At 43.0% G+C, this 18,561-nt stretch carries 4 protein-coding genes and 1 pseudogene; all 5 read left to right on the top strand.

The features are described from left to right. A partial coding sequence (locus B147_RS32530; RefSeq protein WP_211216955.1) for a DUF6399 domain-containing protein occupies window positions 1-231 on the top strand: 231 nt, incomplete at its 5' end. A gap of 987 nt (window positions 232-1,218) precedes the next feature. Further along, a pseudogene (locus B147_RS33580) lies at window positions 1,219-1,509 on the top strand (transcription termination/antitermination NusG family protein); the annotation flags it as partial. Next, the gene (locus B147_RS33360) at window positions 1,510-1,809 is read left to right on the top strand and encodes a hypothetical protein (protein WP_342662130.1); all 300 of its coding nucleotides are present in this window, start codon (window positions 1,510-1,512) and stop codon (window positions 1,807-1,809) included. A gap of 91 nt (window positions 1,810-1,900) precedes the next feature. Beyond that, on the top strand, window positions 1,901-10,702 hold the full coding sequence (locus B147_RS30560) for a hybrid non-ribosomal peptide synthetase/type I polyketide synthase (protein WP_020588915.1): 8,802 nt from the start codon (window positions 1,901-1,903) through the stop codon (window positions 10,700-10,702). Further along, window positions 10,699-18,540, top strand: a complete 7,842-nt coding sequence (locus tag B147_RS29000) for a non-ribosomal peptide synthetase (RefSeq protein WP_020588914.1) — start codon at window positions 10,699-10,701, stop codon at window positions 18,538-18,540. The genes B147_RS30560 and B147_RS29000 overlap by 4 nt, the downstream gene beginning before the upstream one ends. Window positions 18,541-18,561: the final 21 nt, after the last annotated feature.

Raw genomic sequence — 18,561 nt, 5'->3', positions numbered from 1 at the left:
GAAGGGCGTAATGCGCAACTGTCTCTGCATCATCATGGTATGCACCGGTTGAGTGACCGGAAAATGAAGGGGTTGACGGTGATTCATAACTTTCACTTAAAACGGCCTGATGGAAGAACGGCGGCAGAACGATTTTTTGAAAACAAGCCGATCAACATGTTTGAATGGCTCGTTAAAAAAATGCCCCTGCCGGCAAGGCCAAGGAGAAATAAAATTAAAATGGCAAGTTAGGTATAATGGCCGATTTTATGATCAAGCCCAAAATCACATTCCCCAATTAAGACAAACTATACAGGATATGTTGTCCTGATCACGGAACAGGTTCTGAACATTTTTTTTGCTGCATTGTGAGGAGCAGCGCCTGAAAATCATCATTTTTTATTGCGTGGTCTCAACCTTTCGCGGAGTCTGAAAAAGCCCAAGATTCCAACGTCGCTTCGGCGCTGACAACTTCCGATTAATTATAGCATTACTCGCACCCTTAAAGATTTTCTCAGATCCCCAAAAAGAACAAAACCAATCCCCAATACGCGTCATTATTGCCAAAAGGCTGACAGGTTGTCTTTTGAAAAAAGCCCTTCCCTGCCTACCAAAAAGACGTGCTCATCCTCAAAAACACCCAAAGCGTCCATTTAAAGGATGTGATAAGAATTTGGTACGGTATCCCAATTTCGAGGTTTTGTATCCAAGGAGTATTTTTTTTCCATTCAAAAAAAAGATTGACAAGACAAACTTTACTTTGTATAGCAGATAAAGCTTATATCAATATAGATTCTAAATTGTAGTGATATAAATTCCATATAACAAACAGGGTTGCCTAAGAGCGGCCTATGTTTCCAAATGTCGAAATGCCCCTTAATTTTTATCTTGTTGGAGGGCTTATCATAAAGCCTGTCCGGCTTAAGCACCTATTTTCTTGCCTCTTTTCATTTTGGAACCTGTTTCAAACTATTCTGATCTATCAGTGTGGACGTGACAGTAAAACATTTTTTACCAAATCACAGAAAAAAGACTGCTGTTCATCCATCAAGATTCCTGATTTTCGGATAGACTCCGAAATTTTTAATGCCTATATAAACAAGTTTAAAGTCTTACTACATCGATTTTGTCATTACCTGGCATTAGTTCCAACATTTAAAAGAAATGAGCCATTCTTTTTGAACCTTATGGAACTTCATAATTTCAATTCTTCAAACGTCATCATAATAAAATTTGACTATGAAAATAATAAACGGAGCATGTTCCGGCCAACTTCCCGGAGAGGACACGCCTTTTTTTACTGATTTCGAAAATTGGTATGCCATCCAAACTATGTCTGGATGTGAGAAAAGACTGATTGCGACCCTTCAAGTTCTTTTAAAAAGAATCCAGCTTTATCTTCCGGCCCGAAAAGTAATCCATCAAATTAAAGGGGAACAAAACATCATAGAATTACCGCTATTTCCTGGGTATATCTTTGTGTATAAAAGTATTTCTGAATCATTGGACGCGCTTGAAAAGGCCAATTCCATGATAGCTTTTAACCCAGTAATGGCCAACGGGAAATTTCTGGAAGCCAACAAGAACGAAATGAGATTTCTCTTTGAGGTGACAGGTGGGGACGGGGTGATTGAATTATCCAAAGGGATTGTCATGGAAAATGAAGAAGTTCTGATCATAGAAGGCCCTCTAAGGCAGTTGAAAGGCAGAATTCTCTTTATTGATAAGAGAAAAAACAAGGCAAAGGTCAGAATTAAATTCATGAACCGGTTACTGGATGTATCCCTCGGCCTTGAAATTTTATCCCGCCCTCTTCCTAAAGTCCAATAACCATTTCTCAAATAACGACATCTCTTTAGCAAGTCGAGGAAAAATAACTGCGGCCCTTGAAATCATCAAATCAACAGGAGAAGTTCGAAAAATGAAATCCGTTCGCCAATATTTTGTCGAGGAGATTGCCTTGACACTTGATCGCCGTCCTGAAGAAATCGATATGGACGTTCCGTTCTCACGTATGGGTATAAAATCAATGGATTTGGTGGCCATTACAGCCCGGCTTGCAAACGAGATCCGGCGAGACCTGCCCTCCACGCTCGGATTTGATTATCCCAGCATATCTGCTGTTGCTTCCTTTCTGGAAAAGGAATCTGATGAAAGCTGTGGCGACGATTCCAAGGGATACAGCATCCCGGTTCAACCCTCATGGTACAAGTCGGACGAGTCACCCGAAGATAGGGATGAGTCTGTCGCCGTGGTAGGAATAGGATTGAAATTTCCCGGAGGAAGTAATACACCCGCGGCGTTCTGGAATTTTCTGGCCGGCAGCGGCGATGCCATCACCCGGGTACCCGGGAATAGATGGCGTCTTGATGATTTCTTGGATACGGATCCAGCTGCTCCTGGAAAGATGACTACCCCATGGGGTGGTTTTCTGGATGATATCGATCAATTCGATCCCGAGTTTTTCGGCATTTCTCCCCGTGAAGCACAGGGTATTGATCCCCAGCAGCGCCTACTCCTTGAGGTAGGCTGGAAGGCTCTGGAAGATGCAGGCATTGATCCATCAAAACTTCGCGGGGGCAATACCGGGGTTTTCGTTGGTATCAGTGGAAGTGATTACGGGCGGTTATTATTCAAAGATGTTGAGCGGCTGGACTTGTATAGCGGAACCGGCAGTTCAACTGCCATTGCAGCAAATAGGCTTTCCTATTTCCTGGGCCTTCGCGGACCCAGTTTAGCCGTTGATACGGCATGTTCGTCTTCTTTGGTCACAGTAGACCTGGCCTGCAGAAACTTAAAGAACAGAACTTGTGATCTGGCTCTGGCAGGCGGGGTAAACCTCATCCTTTCTCCTGAGATGACCATTATTTTTTCAAAGGCCGGGCTCATGGCTAACGACGGACGGTGTAAAACATTCGACGCGTCGGCAGACGGCTATGTTCGCTCCGAAGGCTGCGGTATCGTAGCACTCAAACGTCTCTCTTCCGCCATAAAAGATAAAAATCGTATTTACGGGGTGATTCGTGGTTCTTACATAAATCAGGATGGTGAAAGCAACGGGCTTACGGTCCCCAACGGTGTGGCTCAGGAGATGTTGATCCGCTCCAGTCTTAAACAGGCGGGGGTAGCCCCCCATGAAGTAGGGTATGCTGAAACCCACGGAACCGGGACAAGCATTGGAGACCCCATAGAGGTGCGCGCCCTGGGAAGAGTCCTGGGAAAGGGACGAAAATCCCCCTTGGTCATCGGATCGGTAAAAACCAATATCGGCCACCTGGAACAGGCAGCCGGCATCGCCAGCCTGATCAAGGTATTGCTGAGCCTTGAGAATGAAATGATCCCGGCCCACCTCCATTTTAACGAGTTGAATCCCTTGATCTCTTTGGATGAGATCCCGGCAAAGATTCCGGTGGAACCGGTCCCGTGGCCAGCTAATGTCCAAAAGCGGATTGCAACGGTCAGCGGCTTCAGTTTTGGCGGTGTCAATGCCCACCTGGTGGTGGAAGAGCCGCCAGCCATAAAAGCACCTGCTGAGGGATCCAGGCCCGGGTTTCATCTCTTAACGCTTTGCGCCAGGGATAAATCCACGCTGGATGAACTGACCGATGAATACCTCACATTCCTTGAGCAGCATCCGGAAATTGATCCCGCAGATTTCTGTTACACGGCCAATGCCGGACGCAGGGATTTTCCGTGGCGCGCAGCCGTGGCCGGTAAAGATACCCAAGAATTAGTAAAAGGACTGCAACGTCTGAAAAACAACGATTTGTCTTTGGATGCGTGGAAAACCGTCCAAGGTGTTTCACCGCGGAATCCTGCCTTTTTATTCACGGGTCAGGGCTCCCAGTATCCGGGCATGGGACGGGAACTATACGCGCTGCAGCCTATCTTTCGGGAGCAGATGGACAAATGCAACGCTATTTTGACGCAATACCACTCCATATCCTTGAATCATCTGATTTACGAACAAAATGATCCGCAATTGATCAATCAAACAGTCAACACCCAGCCTGCCCTGTTTTCCATAGAATATGCCATGGCCCAAATGTACCGGTCATGGGGAATTGAGCCTGCTTTTGTCATGGGGCATAGTGTGGGTGAATTTGTCGCAGCTTGCGTGGCCGGTATATTCAGCCTGGCAGATGGGTTGAAATTAATCTCGGCCAGGGGACGATTGATACAGGCTCTGCCCAGGGAAGGGAAAATGGTGGTTTGCCTTTGTGCCTTGGACCTTGTGGAAGAACTGATGGCCCCCTATGGCAATGATCTTTCCATAGCCGCGGTCAATGGACCGTCTAATACGGTTGTTTCAGGAAAAAGTATCGCTGTGGATGGAATATGTAAGCTTTTGGAACAAAACGGCATTTCATGGGTTCCCCTGCAAACCTCCCACGCCTTTCATTCGGTGTTGATGGAGCCCATGATACAGGCGTTCAAAGAAGTCGCGGAAACGGTTCGATATGAATCACCAAAAATTCCATATATATCCAATGTCACCGGTGAGATAATTGAAAACAACGAGGTTTGCTCTCCCGACTACTGGTGCCGGCACATTCTCTCGGCTGTTATGTTCGAGGCGGGTGTCCGAACCCTCTATAATAAAGGATGCAACCTGTTTCTTGAGGTCGGTCCCAATCCTGTCCTGTCCGGCATGGCTTCCGCAATATTGCCTAAGGATACAGCAGTCTTCGCATCTTCCCTCAGGCGTGGAATGTCCGATGAAAAAATGCTGTTATCCGGAATGGGGTCTTTGTACACCAATGGTGTCAATATTGACTGGTGCAAGCAGGCCGCATCTTTTACCCCATCCATCGTTTCCATTCCCCATTATCCTTTCCGGCGCAGACGCTGCTGGTTTGAGGAATACGGGCCGTCAAAGGGTTTTCATCCATCTGGGGGCACCCGGATCAACACTGCTCTGGGCGGAATTTTATATGAGTATACATGTCAGGGATCCTCGTTTTACATGACGGACCATCGCGTGTACGGCCACGGCGTCATGTCCGGTTCAACACTGGTTGCCATGGCTTTTAGTAAGTTGCCGGAAGTGTTGGGAAGCCGGGACTGTTTTCTTGAGTCTTATTTCGTTCTGGAACCCCTGTATATTCCGGAAGAGACGGCATTTACCCTTCAATTGATTTTTAAATGGCTGGATGACCAGAGACTCTCCTTTGAAATATTCAGTAATGACCCTAAAGCAGGACATGAGAATTGGACGCGACACGCCCAAGGGGAAGCCGGTGTAAATCCCGCCGGTTCACAGCCGGAAAAGCCATTCGCACCGGAAGAGATAAAAAAGCGGTGCACTATCGCAATTGATTCCGACCGTCTCTATGAAGACCTCTGGAACGGCGGTCTTGAATTGGGCCATCATTTCAAATGGATCGAACGGATCTGGCGGCGCGACGGAGAAGCTTTTGTACTAATGCGACTTCCTGCCGATGCCAAAGAATCTTACGACGACGAACTGCCCCCCGGGCTGATTGATTCGTGCATCCAAACCATATTTGCATGTCTGGATTTTGACAAAAACTGTGCTTACATGTTTCTGGGCATTGATCAATTGCGTTTCTACGGACCAGCGTCGGGGCGGCTCTATTGCCACATGGTCCTTCAAACCGGGGTGGAGGATCAGGATCTGATGGTTGGCAACTATCAATTCTGGACCGAGACCGGGCAGTTGATAGCTGAGGCCAAAGGGGTTCATGTAAAACGGGTACAACAGGATGCACTCTCTTTCCTGACTGCCAAAAAAAAAGACCGGAAGTCTTTGTATGACATTCATTGGAAAACAAAAGTCCGGACGAAAATATCTGCCCAACATGCCGGGTCATGGTTGATTTTTGCGGAAAATCGGGCTGATGGAGACGCACTCTCGTCAGCCTTGGAAACTAGGCATATGGCCCACAGTGTGATTTGCCTGGATTCGGATGCACACCCATGGCCCGATTTTGACACCCTTGAAATGCAAATGGCCCCATTTGAATTTTCAAACATCATCTATTGCGGCAAAGGGAAAAATTGGGAAACCAAGGAGTCGTTTTCGGATTGTGCCGCTGTTTTGGGTTTAGTCCAATGGCTTTCCCAGCGGAACGTGACGGCAAAACTTTGGCTTCTCACCCGAAATGCGCAGCAGCCGGACATGGATTATTCCAATATCGATCCTTTATCTGCAATGCTCTGGGGATTTGGAAAGGTGATCTCGCTGGAACACCCCGAGCTGTTCGGTGGCGTGATTGATTTGCCATATGAATTGCAAGAGCCCGTTGTCGACCGATTGATGGCAGAACTCACCCGGCCCCAGGATGAAAAGATAATGAGCATTCGTGGAAAAGAGTGCTATGTACCGCGACTTCAACATTTGGAACCGGATGGGCGGGAAGCTGAGGTCAAAGAGATCCGGGGCGATGCCTCTTATATGATCACCGGTGGAACTGGCGGTCTCGGACTGGGGCTTGCCCGATGGCTCGGGCAAAAAGGGGCAGGACACATTGTTCTCACAGGCCGTCGCCCGCCTTCTAAAAAGGTAGAAAAAAATATTAATGATTTGGAAAAAGAGGGTGTACGCATCCAATTCATCCGGTGTGATGTGTCGAATGGAGTCAGTCTGGCCGCGGTATTTAAAGAGATTGCCGGGACCCTGCCGCCGTTGAAGGGGGTTTTTCATCTGGCCGGCGTTGTGGATGACGGATTAATTACAAGGCTCAACTGGGATCAATTTTCAACTGTCATCACTCCAAAGGTCAGCGGCACCCGGAATCTGCACCACCTGACCCGGAACCTGGATCTGGATTATTTCGTAATGTTTTCTTCCGTGGTTTCGTTGTTGGGATCCCCGGGACAGAGCAGTTATGCCGCAGCCAACGCCTTTATGGACGCCCTGGCATTTTGGCGGCGGAATGCAGGACTTCCTGCGCTGGTGATCAATTGGGGGCCGTGGAAAGGCCCCGGTATGACCGGCCGACTTGGGCAGGCGGATCAGAACCGGTGGGAGCGGAGCGGTTTTGAACTCCTTGATCCTGAAACGAGCTTTTCACAACTGGGAACCCTGCTGTCCGGAAGCGCCGTCCGTGCAGCTGTCATTGATGCGGACTGGAATACCTATATTCGCAACAATCAGGGCAGTCCGGTCGTGCCTATGCTTTCAGAACTGGTAAAAGGTACGGCAGCCGTTAAGGAGCCTGTTCCATCGCCCGGCAGTGCCTGTTCCTTGGACGCGTTGAAGAATGCCGAATCTAATATGCGGGATACACTGGCCCGTGAACTGATTGCCAAACTCGTGGCCGAAGTGATGTGGATGGAAGACACCGCCCATATAGATCCCAATGTTTCACTTATGGAATCTGGCCTGGACTCACTCATGGCCATGGAGCTTCGAAGCCGGTTTAGAAAGGATTGGGGCGTGGACCTAACGCTGGCCGATTTTCTGAAAACACCTACGATGGAAACCCTTGTCCAGACGCTTCTTTCTGGAATTGAAAACCCTGGTGCCGGTGATGTCAAAACAGCCGAATATCCCCAGGTGGTCCCGGATCCCGGACACCGTTACGATCCCTTCCCCCTTACCGATGTCCAGCAGGCTTACTGGATAGGCAGAAGCGGAGGACTGGTTTTGGGAAATGTCTCCTGCCATGTCTATTTGGAAGTTGAAATCGCCAACCTGGACATAGACAGATTAAACGCAGCTGTCTCAAAGCTTGTTAAACGTCATGAGATGCTAAGGGCTGTTGTGCTCTCAGACGGGTGTCAACAAATCCTTGACCATGTATCTGAATATGATATCAAAGTCGAAGATATGAAAGGGCTTGACTCTGAACAAATTCAAGTAAAAATTTCTAAAATTAGGCACCAGATGTCCCACCAAATACTTCCTTCGGAAACCGGACCTTTATTTGAGATCAGAGCCTCTATGTTTAACAGGACAATCACCCGTCTTCACGTAAGTTTTGACCTTCTTATCGGAGATGGCTGGAGTTTCAACATTCTCATAAAAGATCTTTCTCAATATTATTTTGACCCTAAAGCGAATTTGCCTCCAGTTGAAGTTAATTTCAGGGATTATGTACTCACACAAGAGGAATTAAAAAAATCCGATTTATATCAACAGGCCATGGCATACTGGAGGGAACGCGTTACTCAATTGCCTGCAGCACCGGAACTTCCGCTCCAAAAAAAAACCAATGAGATCAAAGACCAGCGTTTTATCAGATTGCAATCAAGAATGGAAAAAGACAGGTGGGAAACTTTAAAAAAACGTGCTGCTAAATCAGGACTGACACCTTCCGGTTTACTTTTAGCTGCATTTTCGGAAATACTTGCCCGCTGGAACAAGCTATCTGATTTTACCATTACGCTAACCATGTTTAATAGGCTTCCCCTCCATCCACAGGTCAATGATATTGTGGGTGATTTCACCACCTTGACCTTGCTTGAAGTTAATCATGATGGCCACGACGCTTTTGAAACACGCGCGCGAAAAATTCAGGAAAGACTGTGGAAAGATCTGGAGTACCGCCATGTATCGGGTGTGGAAGCCCTCCGAGAATTGAACAGGCAAAGGAGTGATGATACCATCATAAATTTTCCAATTGTTTTTACAAGTGTTCTTTCCTATACTGGTTCTTCGGATAATGCCTCATCAATTAGTCTACCCGAGGGGCTTCCCATCAATTTGGTTTACGGCATATCCCAGACTCCTCAAGTATGGCTGGATCATCAAATATATGAACAAAAAGGAGCTTTAAGTTTTGTTTGGGATGTTGTGGACGGTATTTTTCCTGAAGGCATGCTGGATGATATGTTTGAATCGTATTGTCGATTGATTAATCATCTGGCCGATGAAAAAAATTTTCAACAAAAGCTACCGTTACTCCCCGAAACTCAAATTAAAACCAGAAAAACAGTAAACTATACAGACGCACCAATTTCTGAAGAGCGGCTTCATACCCTATTTTATAAACAGGCCTGCCAACAGCCTGAACATGTTGCGATCATCACTCCCAAATTAATCATGAGCTACGATGAATTGGCAAACCGTTCCCAAGCTGTAGGCGAAATCCTTCAGGCCGAAGGATCATTGCCGAATACTCTCGTTGGTGTTGTAATGGAAAAGGGATGGGAGCAAGTGGTTGCCGTCCTCGGCACGCTTTATTCCGGAGCCGCATATCTTCCCATTGAACCGTCGCTGCCAAGGGAGAGAATACATCATCTTCTCGAAAATGGAGATGTCAATCTGGTCCTCACCCAATCCTGGCTGGAGAACGAAATTGATTGGCCAGAGGGAATTAAACGATTTTCTGTTGATCAAGTAAGTTTTTCAGGTAGAAGGAAAAGGTTTATCCCTCTACAGACTATAGATGATCTGGCTTATGTGATTTATACATCAGGTTCGACGGGCTTGCCAAAGGGTGTCATGATTGATCATAAAGGCGCTGTGAATACCATCCTTGATATTAACGAACGGTTTTCAATCGGTCCCCAGGATAAAGTCCTTGCCCTTGCAGAACTTAACTTCGATCTTTCCGTATACGATATATTCGGGAGCCTGGCGGCGGGCGGAGCCATTGTAATCCCCTCTCCGGATGAAAAAAAAGATCCGGCCCATTGGTTTGAATTAATGAATAAGACCGGGGTGACAATATGGAATTCCGTACCGGCGATGATGTCCATGATGACGGAATATCTTTCGGCAAAACCTGTCCGCACAATAAAAGATCTAAGGATTATTTTATTAAGCGGAGATAAGATTCCCGTTTCACTTCCTGAGAAAATAGAAGTAATCACGGAAAACGCCGACACCATAAGCCTTGGCGGAGCGACAGAAGCGTCAATCTGGTCAATTTTATTTCCGGTTAAAGAGTATAATAAGCAATCAAAGACGATTCCGTATGGCAGGCCAATGCGCAATCAGAAATTTCATGTTTTAAATAAAACCATGGAAGACTGCCCTGTATGGGTTCCGGGAGACCTATATATAAGCGGCGCAGGTCTATCAACCGGCTATTGGAAGGATATTGATAGAACAGAAAAAAGTTTTATTCAAAATGAGCATACAGGTGAACGTTTATACAAGACAGGCGATATTGGACGCTATCTTCTTGACGGGAATATCGAGTTTTTAGGCAGGGAAGATTTCCAGGTTAAAATAGCCGGATACAGAATTGAGCTCGGTGAAATCGAAGAAACGCTGAAAGGATACCCCGGTGTTCAGGATGCCATTGTGTCAGTTCAATCCGAAAAACACCTCGTTGCCTATCTTGTTGCATCAAAAGATTTAAATAATTTTGAGATCAAAGTTAAAACATATTTAAAAGAGAAACTTCCGGATTATATGATCCCTGATTTCTTTACACAACTGGAGACGTTTCCTTTGAATCAAAACGGCAAGGTAGACAGAAAACGTCTGCCTGCGATTAACCATTCCAGCACCGATCATAACAAAAAAATGATTCCCCCCGAGACGTGGATAGAAAAAGATCTTTTTGAGATATGGCAGAGCTTCCTGAATACAAATGATTTCGGGATAGAGGATAATTTTTTCAGTCTTGGGGGTGATTCAATTTCGGCTGTCAGGCTTATCAATCAAATCAATGATAAATTTCTTATGAACTTAACCATAAAGAATCTGATGCAACATCCCAATATAAAAGATTTTGCAAAATTTATTGAGATCGTTTGTGTCGAATCTGAACGAAACACCGAAGTTGAGGAGGGATTTATATGAATACTTCACAATTATTGCAAGAACTATCGGATGAAGGCATCAGATTATGGGAAAAGGATGGAAAACTTCAGTTCCGTGCCCCCAAAGGTGCGATTAACGAAAATATCAAAAAAGAGATTTCCAAGCGTAAGAACGAGATAATATCCTTACTTAAAAGTTCTGATCACGATCATAAACACAATCGTTTATCGGCTGAACCGGATTTGGAAAATCGTTATACGCCCTTTCCTTTATCCGATGTTCAAAGTGCGTATTTGATAGGGAGAAACGAAGCGTTTGAGCTTGGCAATATTGCATGTCATTCCTATTATGAGCTTGAACAATCCAAGCTTGATATAGAGCGTCTTAATTCCGCCTTAAATAAACTGATTCAAAAACACGAGACGCTTAAACTTATTTTTATGGAAGACGGAACTCAAAAAATTTTAGAAAAGGTTCCGCAATATAAACTCAAAGTGTCTGATCTCAGGGATTTAGACGAGGAAAATGCAATACGTCAACATGACAATATCCGGGAAACCCTGTCTCACAAGATTCACGATGCAGGCCAATGGCCTCTTTTTGAGGTCGGCGCAATCCTTTTTAAGGATTGCGTAAGGTTGTATTTAAGCCTGGATCTGTTAGTCGCAGATTTTTTCAGTGCCTTTATTTTGTTCCGGGATTTGGTCAGGTATTATGACGACCCGGAAGCGGAATGCCAACCGGTTGAATTTTCCTTCAGAGATTATGTACTCAAAGAGCATGAACTGACCGAATCGAAACAATTTTTAACATCCCGCGATTACTGGATGAATCGTATTGATTCCTTTCCCTTGGGCCCCCAGCTTCCATTTGCAAAAGAGCCGGGAACAATAAAGAAGGTACAATTTGTCCGAAGGGAATTTGTTCTTGACGAGGCCTTATGGTCAGAACTCAAAAAAAAATCTGCCAATTATGAATTAACGCCGTCTGTTGTTTTAATGACGGTATATTCCGAGATTCTTTCGAGGTGGAGCAAGACCAATCATTTCGCAATGAATCTGACCCTTTTCAACCGCCTGCCTGTTCACCCCGATGTGATGAATATTGCCGGAGATTTTACGTGCGTAAATTTGCTGGAAGTCAATACGGGTAGGGAGGACTGTTTTAAGGAAAAAGCAAAAATTATTCAAAACCGGCTTTGGGAGGATTTGGATAACAGGCATTTCAGTGGCATCAAATTTATACGGGAGCTTACAAGACTTCATAATGCTGAAGGCAAAGCCTTGATGCCTGTAGTGTTCAGCAGCACAATCGGTGTGGGAAATAAAACCCTGACGGATTTTGAGGTCAAAAGACTCGGAAGCCTTAAGTACGGGATAACCCAGACTCCCCAGGTGTTTCTTGACCATCAGGTCATAGAGCATGAGGAGCGGCTTTTTTACAATTGGGACGCAGTTGAATCCATTTTTCCTGAAAATTTGCTGGATGATATGTTTGACGCATACACAAATGTCATTGTTACGCTCTCAAAAGATGAAACCGCATGGAACGGACCAATTGATGATTTAATCTCTGTTAAATCTCCAATCTCATGGATTGATGTGGAAGAGGATAAAGACATTTCCCAGGAAATGCTTCATACCTTATTTGAAAAACAGGTTCATATCCATCCTGAAAAAAATGCCGTTGTTACAACGAATAGGAAACTAAGTTACGAAGAACTCAACGTTATAGCTAACAAAATCGGTGAGAAACTTCAAAAATCCGGAGCCTTGCCTGGTGCGCTCGTTGGGGTCGTGATGGAAAGAGGATGGGAGCAGGTGGCAGGTGCTCTTGGCGTTTTGAAATCCGGTGCAGCATATTTGCCTATTGACCCGAAAGTCCCTGTTGAGCGCCTTAACCATCTGTTGGTTGATAGCGGGGTACGCATTATTTTGACCCAGTCAAAAATTAGAAACAACTTTCCTTGGCCTGAGCATCTTAAAATTTATGAAGTGGATAAAATTAACGGGGATGGATTTCATCGGAAATTGTTAGACACGGTTCAATCTCCTGATGATCTTGCCTACGTTATCTACACTTCGGGTTCAACAGGGCTACCAAAAGGTGTAATGATTGATCACAAAAGTGCGGTCAACACCATCTTTGATGTCAATGACAGATTTGCCGTTACGCCTGATGATAAAGTTTTCTCCCTTGCTGCAATGAATTTTGATTTGTCTGTTTACGATTTCTTCGGAACACTGGCAGCCGGGGCAACCATCGTCATTCCTGATCATGAATATGCAAACGACCCCGGGCATTGGTTAAATTGGATCAACACCGAAGGCATTACTGTGTGGAATTCCGTTCCGCAGCTAATGCAGATGTTGACAGACTATTTGGCCGATAGAGAAGATGATGTGTCAGATTCTCTCAGGCTTGTCATGATGAGTGGCGACTGGATACCCCTTGATCTTCCCAAAAAAATCAGATCAATTTTTTGCAAGGCTGATATATACAGCCTGGGTGGTGCAACAGAGGCCTCAATATGGTCAATCTGTTATCCAATAAAAGAAATCAATCCCTGTTGGAAAAGTATTCCATACGGCAGGTCAATGAAGAATCAGAACGTTTACGTATTAAATAAAAACCTTGAGTTTTGTCCTGTCTGGGTGACGGGAGATCTTTACATTGAAGGGAGAGGTCTTGCAAAGGGGTATTTGAATGATAAGGAAAAGACAAACGCTTCATTTATCATTCATCCGAAAACGAACCAGCGTTTGTACAAGACCGGAGATCTTGGGAGGTATCTGCCTGATAATAATATAGAATTTTGTGGAAGGGATGACTTTCAAGTTAAGGTCAATGGTTACAGAGTGGAACTGGGTGAAATTGAAAGCGCTATAAATACCCATCCAAACATAAAAGAGACAGTCGTTTCTTTTACAGGTGAAGCAGGGAAGGAAAAGCACCTTACCGCTTATGTGGTTTTGAATGGAGACGAAGATTCATCACTTCTTAAAGTGGTTGAACCTTCTATTGCAGATTTTGAAATTATATTAAAAAAAAGAGCAATACCTGATACTCAAAATGGCTTAGACAATAAAGAGTACATTCTATTTTATAAATATCTTGAAGAGATAAGCATCGAATATATTTGTTATGCGTTTAATTCCGTTGGCATTTTCACCAATCCAGATGATGAGAAATGCTTGCCCGAAATAATGGAAAGAGGCAATATTGATAAAAGATTTGAGCACCTCATTTCGAAATGGCTTGAAACTCTTTGCGATAACGATTTGTTGACTCTTACAGACAAATCCACTTATATCAAAACAAGAAAATTTCTTAAAAATAACAAAACAAAATCTTTATTTCAGGAGATAAAACAATATCCTGTTTTGTTAAAAACAGTTGGAGAGGTTAAAGCTTATTTAGAAAGAATTCGGAAATATTTTAAGAAAATTATTCAGGGTGAAACAGAGGTGTTAGAGCTGTTTTTTGATACTGATAATCTGATTTCACCTGAAAGATTCTCTCGAATGATGCCGGGAATAGAACTTATTGACAAAACAGTCGGAGATATCCTTAAAAAACTCTGTGATAAAGGAACGTCTTTAAGACCATTAAAAATTCTTGAGATAGGGGCAAGAACCGGCGAAACGACCGCAGCACTTATTCCTTATTTATCCGAAGATAAAGTTGTTTATACAGCAAGTGATGCTTCTTTATTTTTTACTGATAAGATAGAGGAGAGGTTTAACAAGATATCTTTTGTTAATACAAGCATGTTTGAAATAGAGAACGTATTGTCCCAAGTGGGGCAAGACAATACGTTCGACATTGTTATTGCACCGAATTCACTTCACAGGGCTGCAGATGTGAGGAATGCACTTAAAAATATACAAAAGATTCTTTCTCCTGATGGTGTCGTTATCCTAACGGAAAGCACTATCAATAGCAGTGTCCAAAACATAACAGTAGGTTTTATAGAAGAAGGCTTTAATCGTTTTGAAGATCAGAGGGCTGAATCCGGGCTTCCACTTTTTTCGGCAGAGCAATGGGTGGAAATACTGGCATCCGAGGGATTCGAGGATTCTTTTTCTATATTTAGCCAAATGTCGGAAATTTTCGGACAAGATATTATTATTGCAAAAGCCCCATCTCTTAAAAGGCATTTCGAGCCTGGACAATTAAATTCGTTTCTTAAAAATAAACTCCCGCATTATATGCTTCCATCCTTTTATATGCAATTACCATCAATTCCACTTACCAGTAATGGTAAATTGGACCGTAATGCACTTCCGAACCATTACAGGGAAACTATTATCAGCGAAAATGAATTTAAAACACCTGAAAACAAAACCGAAATTCTACTGGCAAAAATATGGGGGGGGATTCTCAAAACAGATCAAATAAGTGTCAATAGTAATTTTTTTAATATTGGCGGAGATTCCTTGGTGGGAACCCGTATTATTGCAAAAGTACGTGAAGAATTAGGGATTGAGATCTCACTTAGGATGCTGTTTGAATTCCCCACAATAAGAGAATTATCAGAACAGCTTGAAAACTTTTCTAAAGAAAGTGAATATTCAAATAAAGCACTATCAGGCCTTCCTCAAATAAGGCCTGACAGGGACAATGTATATAAACCCTTTCCTATCACAGATGTGCAGCATGCCTACCTGATAGGCCGAAGCGGTTTATATGCACTTGGAAAAGTTGGCGCTCATTGTTATTACGAATTTGAAGGGGTTGATCTAAATATTGGAAAGCTAACCCGTGCGTTAAATCGCGTGATTTGTCATCACGATATGATGCGATCAGTCTTTTTACATGATGATATGCAACAGGTAATTTTAAAGGAAGTTCCTGAATATAAAATTGAAATCTATGATTTTAATCACATGCCCCCCAAAGAAGCTGACATAGAATTGCTCAAAATTCGGGGCAAGATGTCGCATCAGATAATTTCAACTGATAAATGGCCTCTTTTTGACATAAGAGCCTCTTTACACAACATCAATTACTTCAGGCTTCATATCGGTTTTGACAATTCGGTCTTTGACGGTTGGAGTATGTTTTACTTAATAAATGAGATGTCAAGGCTTTATAAGAACCCTGAAGAGTCATTATTGAAACTTGATCTGTCATTCAGAGATTATGTCTTGGAAATGGAAAAAATTAAGGATTCGAATCTGTTTAAAAAAGATCGGGATTACTGGCTTAGTCGTTTGGGTGACCTTCCCCCAAGTCCGGATCTTCCTATGGTAAAAAAACCTGAAGTCGGAGTTCATTATCACTTCACCCGTTTTGAATACAAACTGGACAGTAATACTTGGGAAAAGCTTAAAAGCATGGCTAAAGCGATAGGTGTTACGCCATCCGGGTTGTTGCTGTCTGCTTATGCAGAGATACTGAATTCAAGGTCTGCTAATAATGAATTTACCATTAATCTAACAACATTTAACCGGATTCCAATTCATAAGCAGGTAAACGAACTTGTAGGTGATTTTACATCGTTGACCTTGCTTGGGGTAAAGAATTTACATGAGTTAACATTTAAAGAAAGAGCTAAAAATCTGCAAAGACAATTATGGCAGGACATGGATCACCCTTATTTCAGCGGAGTACAGGTCTTACGGGAACTGGCAAAGCTGGAAGGTGGTGTGGAGCATGCCATGATGCCGATTGTTTTTACAAGTGCGTTGGGTTTTAGTTCTTCAGAACAGAGAGCTGTTGGGGACAATAGTATTGGACGATTAAATTACAGCATTTCCCAGACACCGCAAGTTTTGATTGATCATCAGGTATATGAAACATCAGAAGAACTTGTTTTGATCTGGGATACAGTAAAGGAGCTTTTCCCCGAAGGTTTTATTGAAGATATGTTTGACTCATATATTAAACTTTTAGAAACCCTTGCTCAAAATAAGGAGATTTGGGGAAAAAATACAATAATTGAACTTAATGAAAAACAGAAGTTGAAAAGAGTCGAGATCAATAATACGGCATCTGAACTACCGGACATGACGCTGCATTCTATGTTTGAACAAAGTGTAATAAAAAGACCTTTGGCTGAAGCAGTCATTACATCAACCAAAAGACTTTCATATATCGATTTATCAAACTATTCTGAAATAATAGCTCAAATGCTTACCGTTCAGGGGGTTGTGGAAAATACGCTTATTGCCATAGTAATGGATAAGGGGTGGGAGCAAATTGCGGCAGTCCTAGGAATATTAAAATCAGGCGCAGCTTATCTTCCGATAAGTTCTGACACGCCTGAAGAAAGATTAAAAAATATTTTAGAAGACGGCAGTGTTAAAATTGTCTTAACGCAATCATGGCTTGAAAATGAAATTAAATGGCCTGGAAGCGTTGAGCTATTTTTTATCGATGAAATAGATTCTTTGAACACACTTGTGTCGCCTCCGACAAAACAGCACAAAAATACACATCATCCAGAAAACCTTGCGTATGTAATCTATACATCAGGCTCAACAGGACAACCCAAAGGCGTCATGATAGATCATAGGGGGGCTGTAAATACAATTCTCGATATTAATAAACAATTTTCAATTAACCCCGAAGATAAAGTGCTGGCTCTTGCAGCCTTAAATTTCGACCTTTCCGTATACGATATTTTCGGAACACTTGCTGCAGGAGGCACCATAGTAATTCCTGAACCTAAAAGCATAAACGATCCTGCCTGCTGGGCGGAGTTAATCAAGTCCGAGCGTATAACCATATGGAATTCGGTTCCTCAGCTAATGCGAATGGTTACGGAGTATGCAGAGGCAGAATTCGATAATGAATTTGCGCAGTCGTTAAGGTTGGTTCTCCTGAGTGGAGACTGGATACCTACTGACCTGCCAAACAGAATCAAATCGGTTTTTAATAATACACAAGTCATAAGTCTTGGTGGCGCAACGGAAGCATCAATCTGGTCAATCTTTTATCCAATTGAACATATTGATTCAGACTGGAAAAGCATTCCATATGGTCGGCCAATGAGCAATCAACAATTTTATGTGCTAAATGAAAATATGGAACATTGCCCTGATTGGACAACAGGGCATTTATATATAGGCGGAATCGGACTGGCAAAAGGCTATTGGAACGATCAAGAAAAGACGAAATCCGTTTTTGTCAATCATCCTGAAACAAGAGAACGTTTATACAGGACAGGTGATCTTGGAAGATATTTGCCGGACGGAAATATCGAATTTCAGGGAAGAGAAGATTTTCAAGTTAAGATTAATGGCTACAGGGTTGAGACGGGTGAAGTTGAATCGGTCTTAAAACAGTATCCCGGATTGAAAAATACGGTAGTTCATGCAGCAAATGATCAATTCGGAAATAAATATCTTATTGGATATTTAGTGCTTGAGAACAGCGCCAATTTTATTGAAAATGACTTAAAAGAATTTTTAAAACAAAAGTTGCCGGCATACATGGTTCCCTCTTTCTATGAGATACTTGATATATTGCCTATTACCCCCAATGGAAAAATAGACCGCAAACAATTACCGGAACCGGGGAAAAGGAGTAGAGCTTTTACAAGAGAATATATCGCTCCTCACAACAAAATAGAACAAACCATTGCTAATAGTTTTCAAGAAATTACAGGTATTGAAAAAGTCGGAATATATGATAATTTTTTTGATCTTGGCGTGGATTCAATGCATCTGGTGAAAATTCAGATAAGATTAAAAAAAGATTTAAATAAACCCATAACTATCATTAATTTATTTGAATATCCAACCATTACCTCCCTTGCAGAATTTTTAAACTCGAATAAACAAAATAATTCTTTCATGGAATATGCCGATAAGAGAGCTGAACAAAGAAACATCAGAAGAAGTAGACGGTTAAAGTCTGTCATTCAATAATCAGCCCCTATTCTAAGGGCC

Source organism: Desulfobacter curvatus DSM 3379, from assembly GCF_000373985.1.
Classification (GTDB): Bacteria; Desulfobacterota; Desulfobacteria; order Desulfobacterales; family Desulfobacteraceae; genus Desulfobacter; species Desulfobacter curvatus.
Note: the sequence above shows the minus strand (reverse complement) of the source record. Positions and strands in the feature narration are given on the sequence as shown.

Bases quoted from the DNA above. Each gene is read 5' to 3' on its own strand.
- B147_RS30560 (WP_020588915.1), top strand. From the start codon at position 1,901: ATGAAATCCGTTCGCCAATATTTTGTCGAGGAGATTGCCTTGACACTT.
- B147_RS33360 (WP_342662130.1), top strand. From the start codon at position 1,510: ATGATAGCTTTTAACCCAGTAATGGCCAACGGGAAATTTCTGGAAGCC.
- B147_RS29000 (WP_020588914.1), top strand. From the start codon at position 10,699: ATGAATACTTCACAATTATTGCAAGAACTATCGGATGAAGGCATCAGA.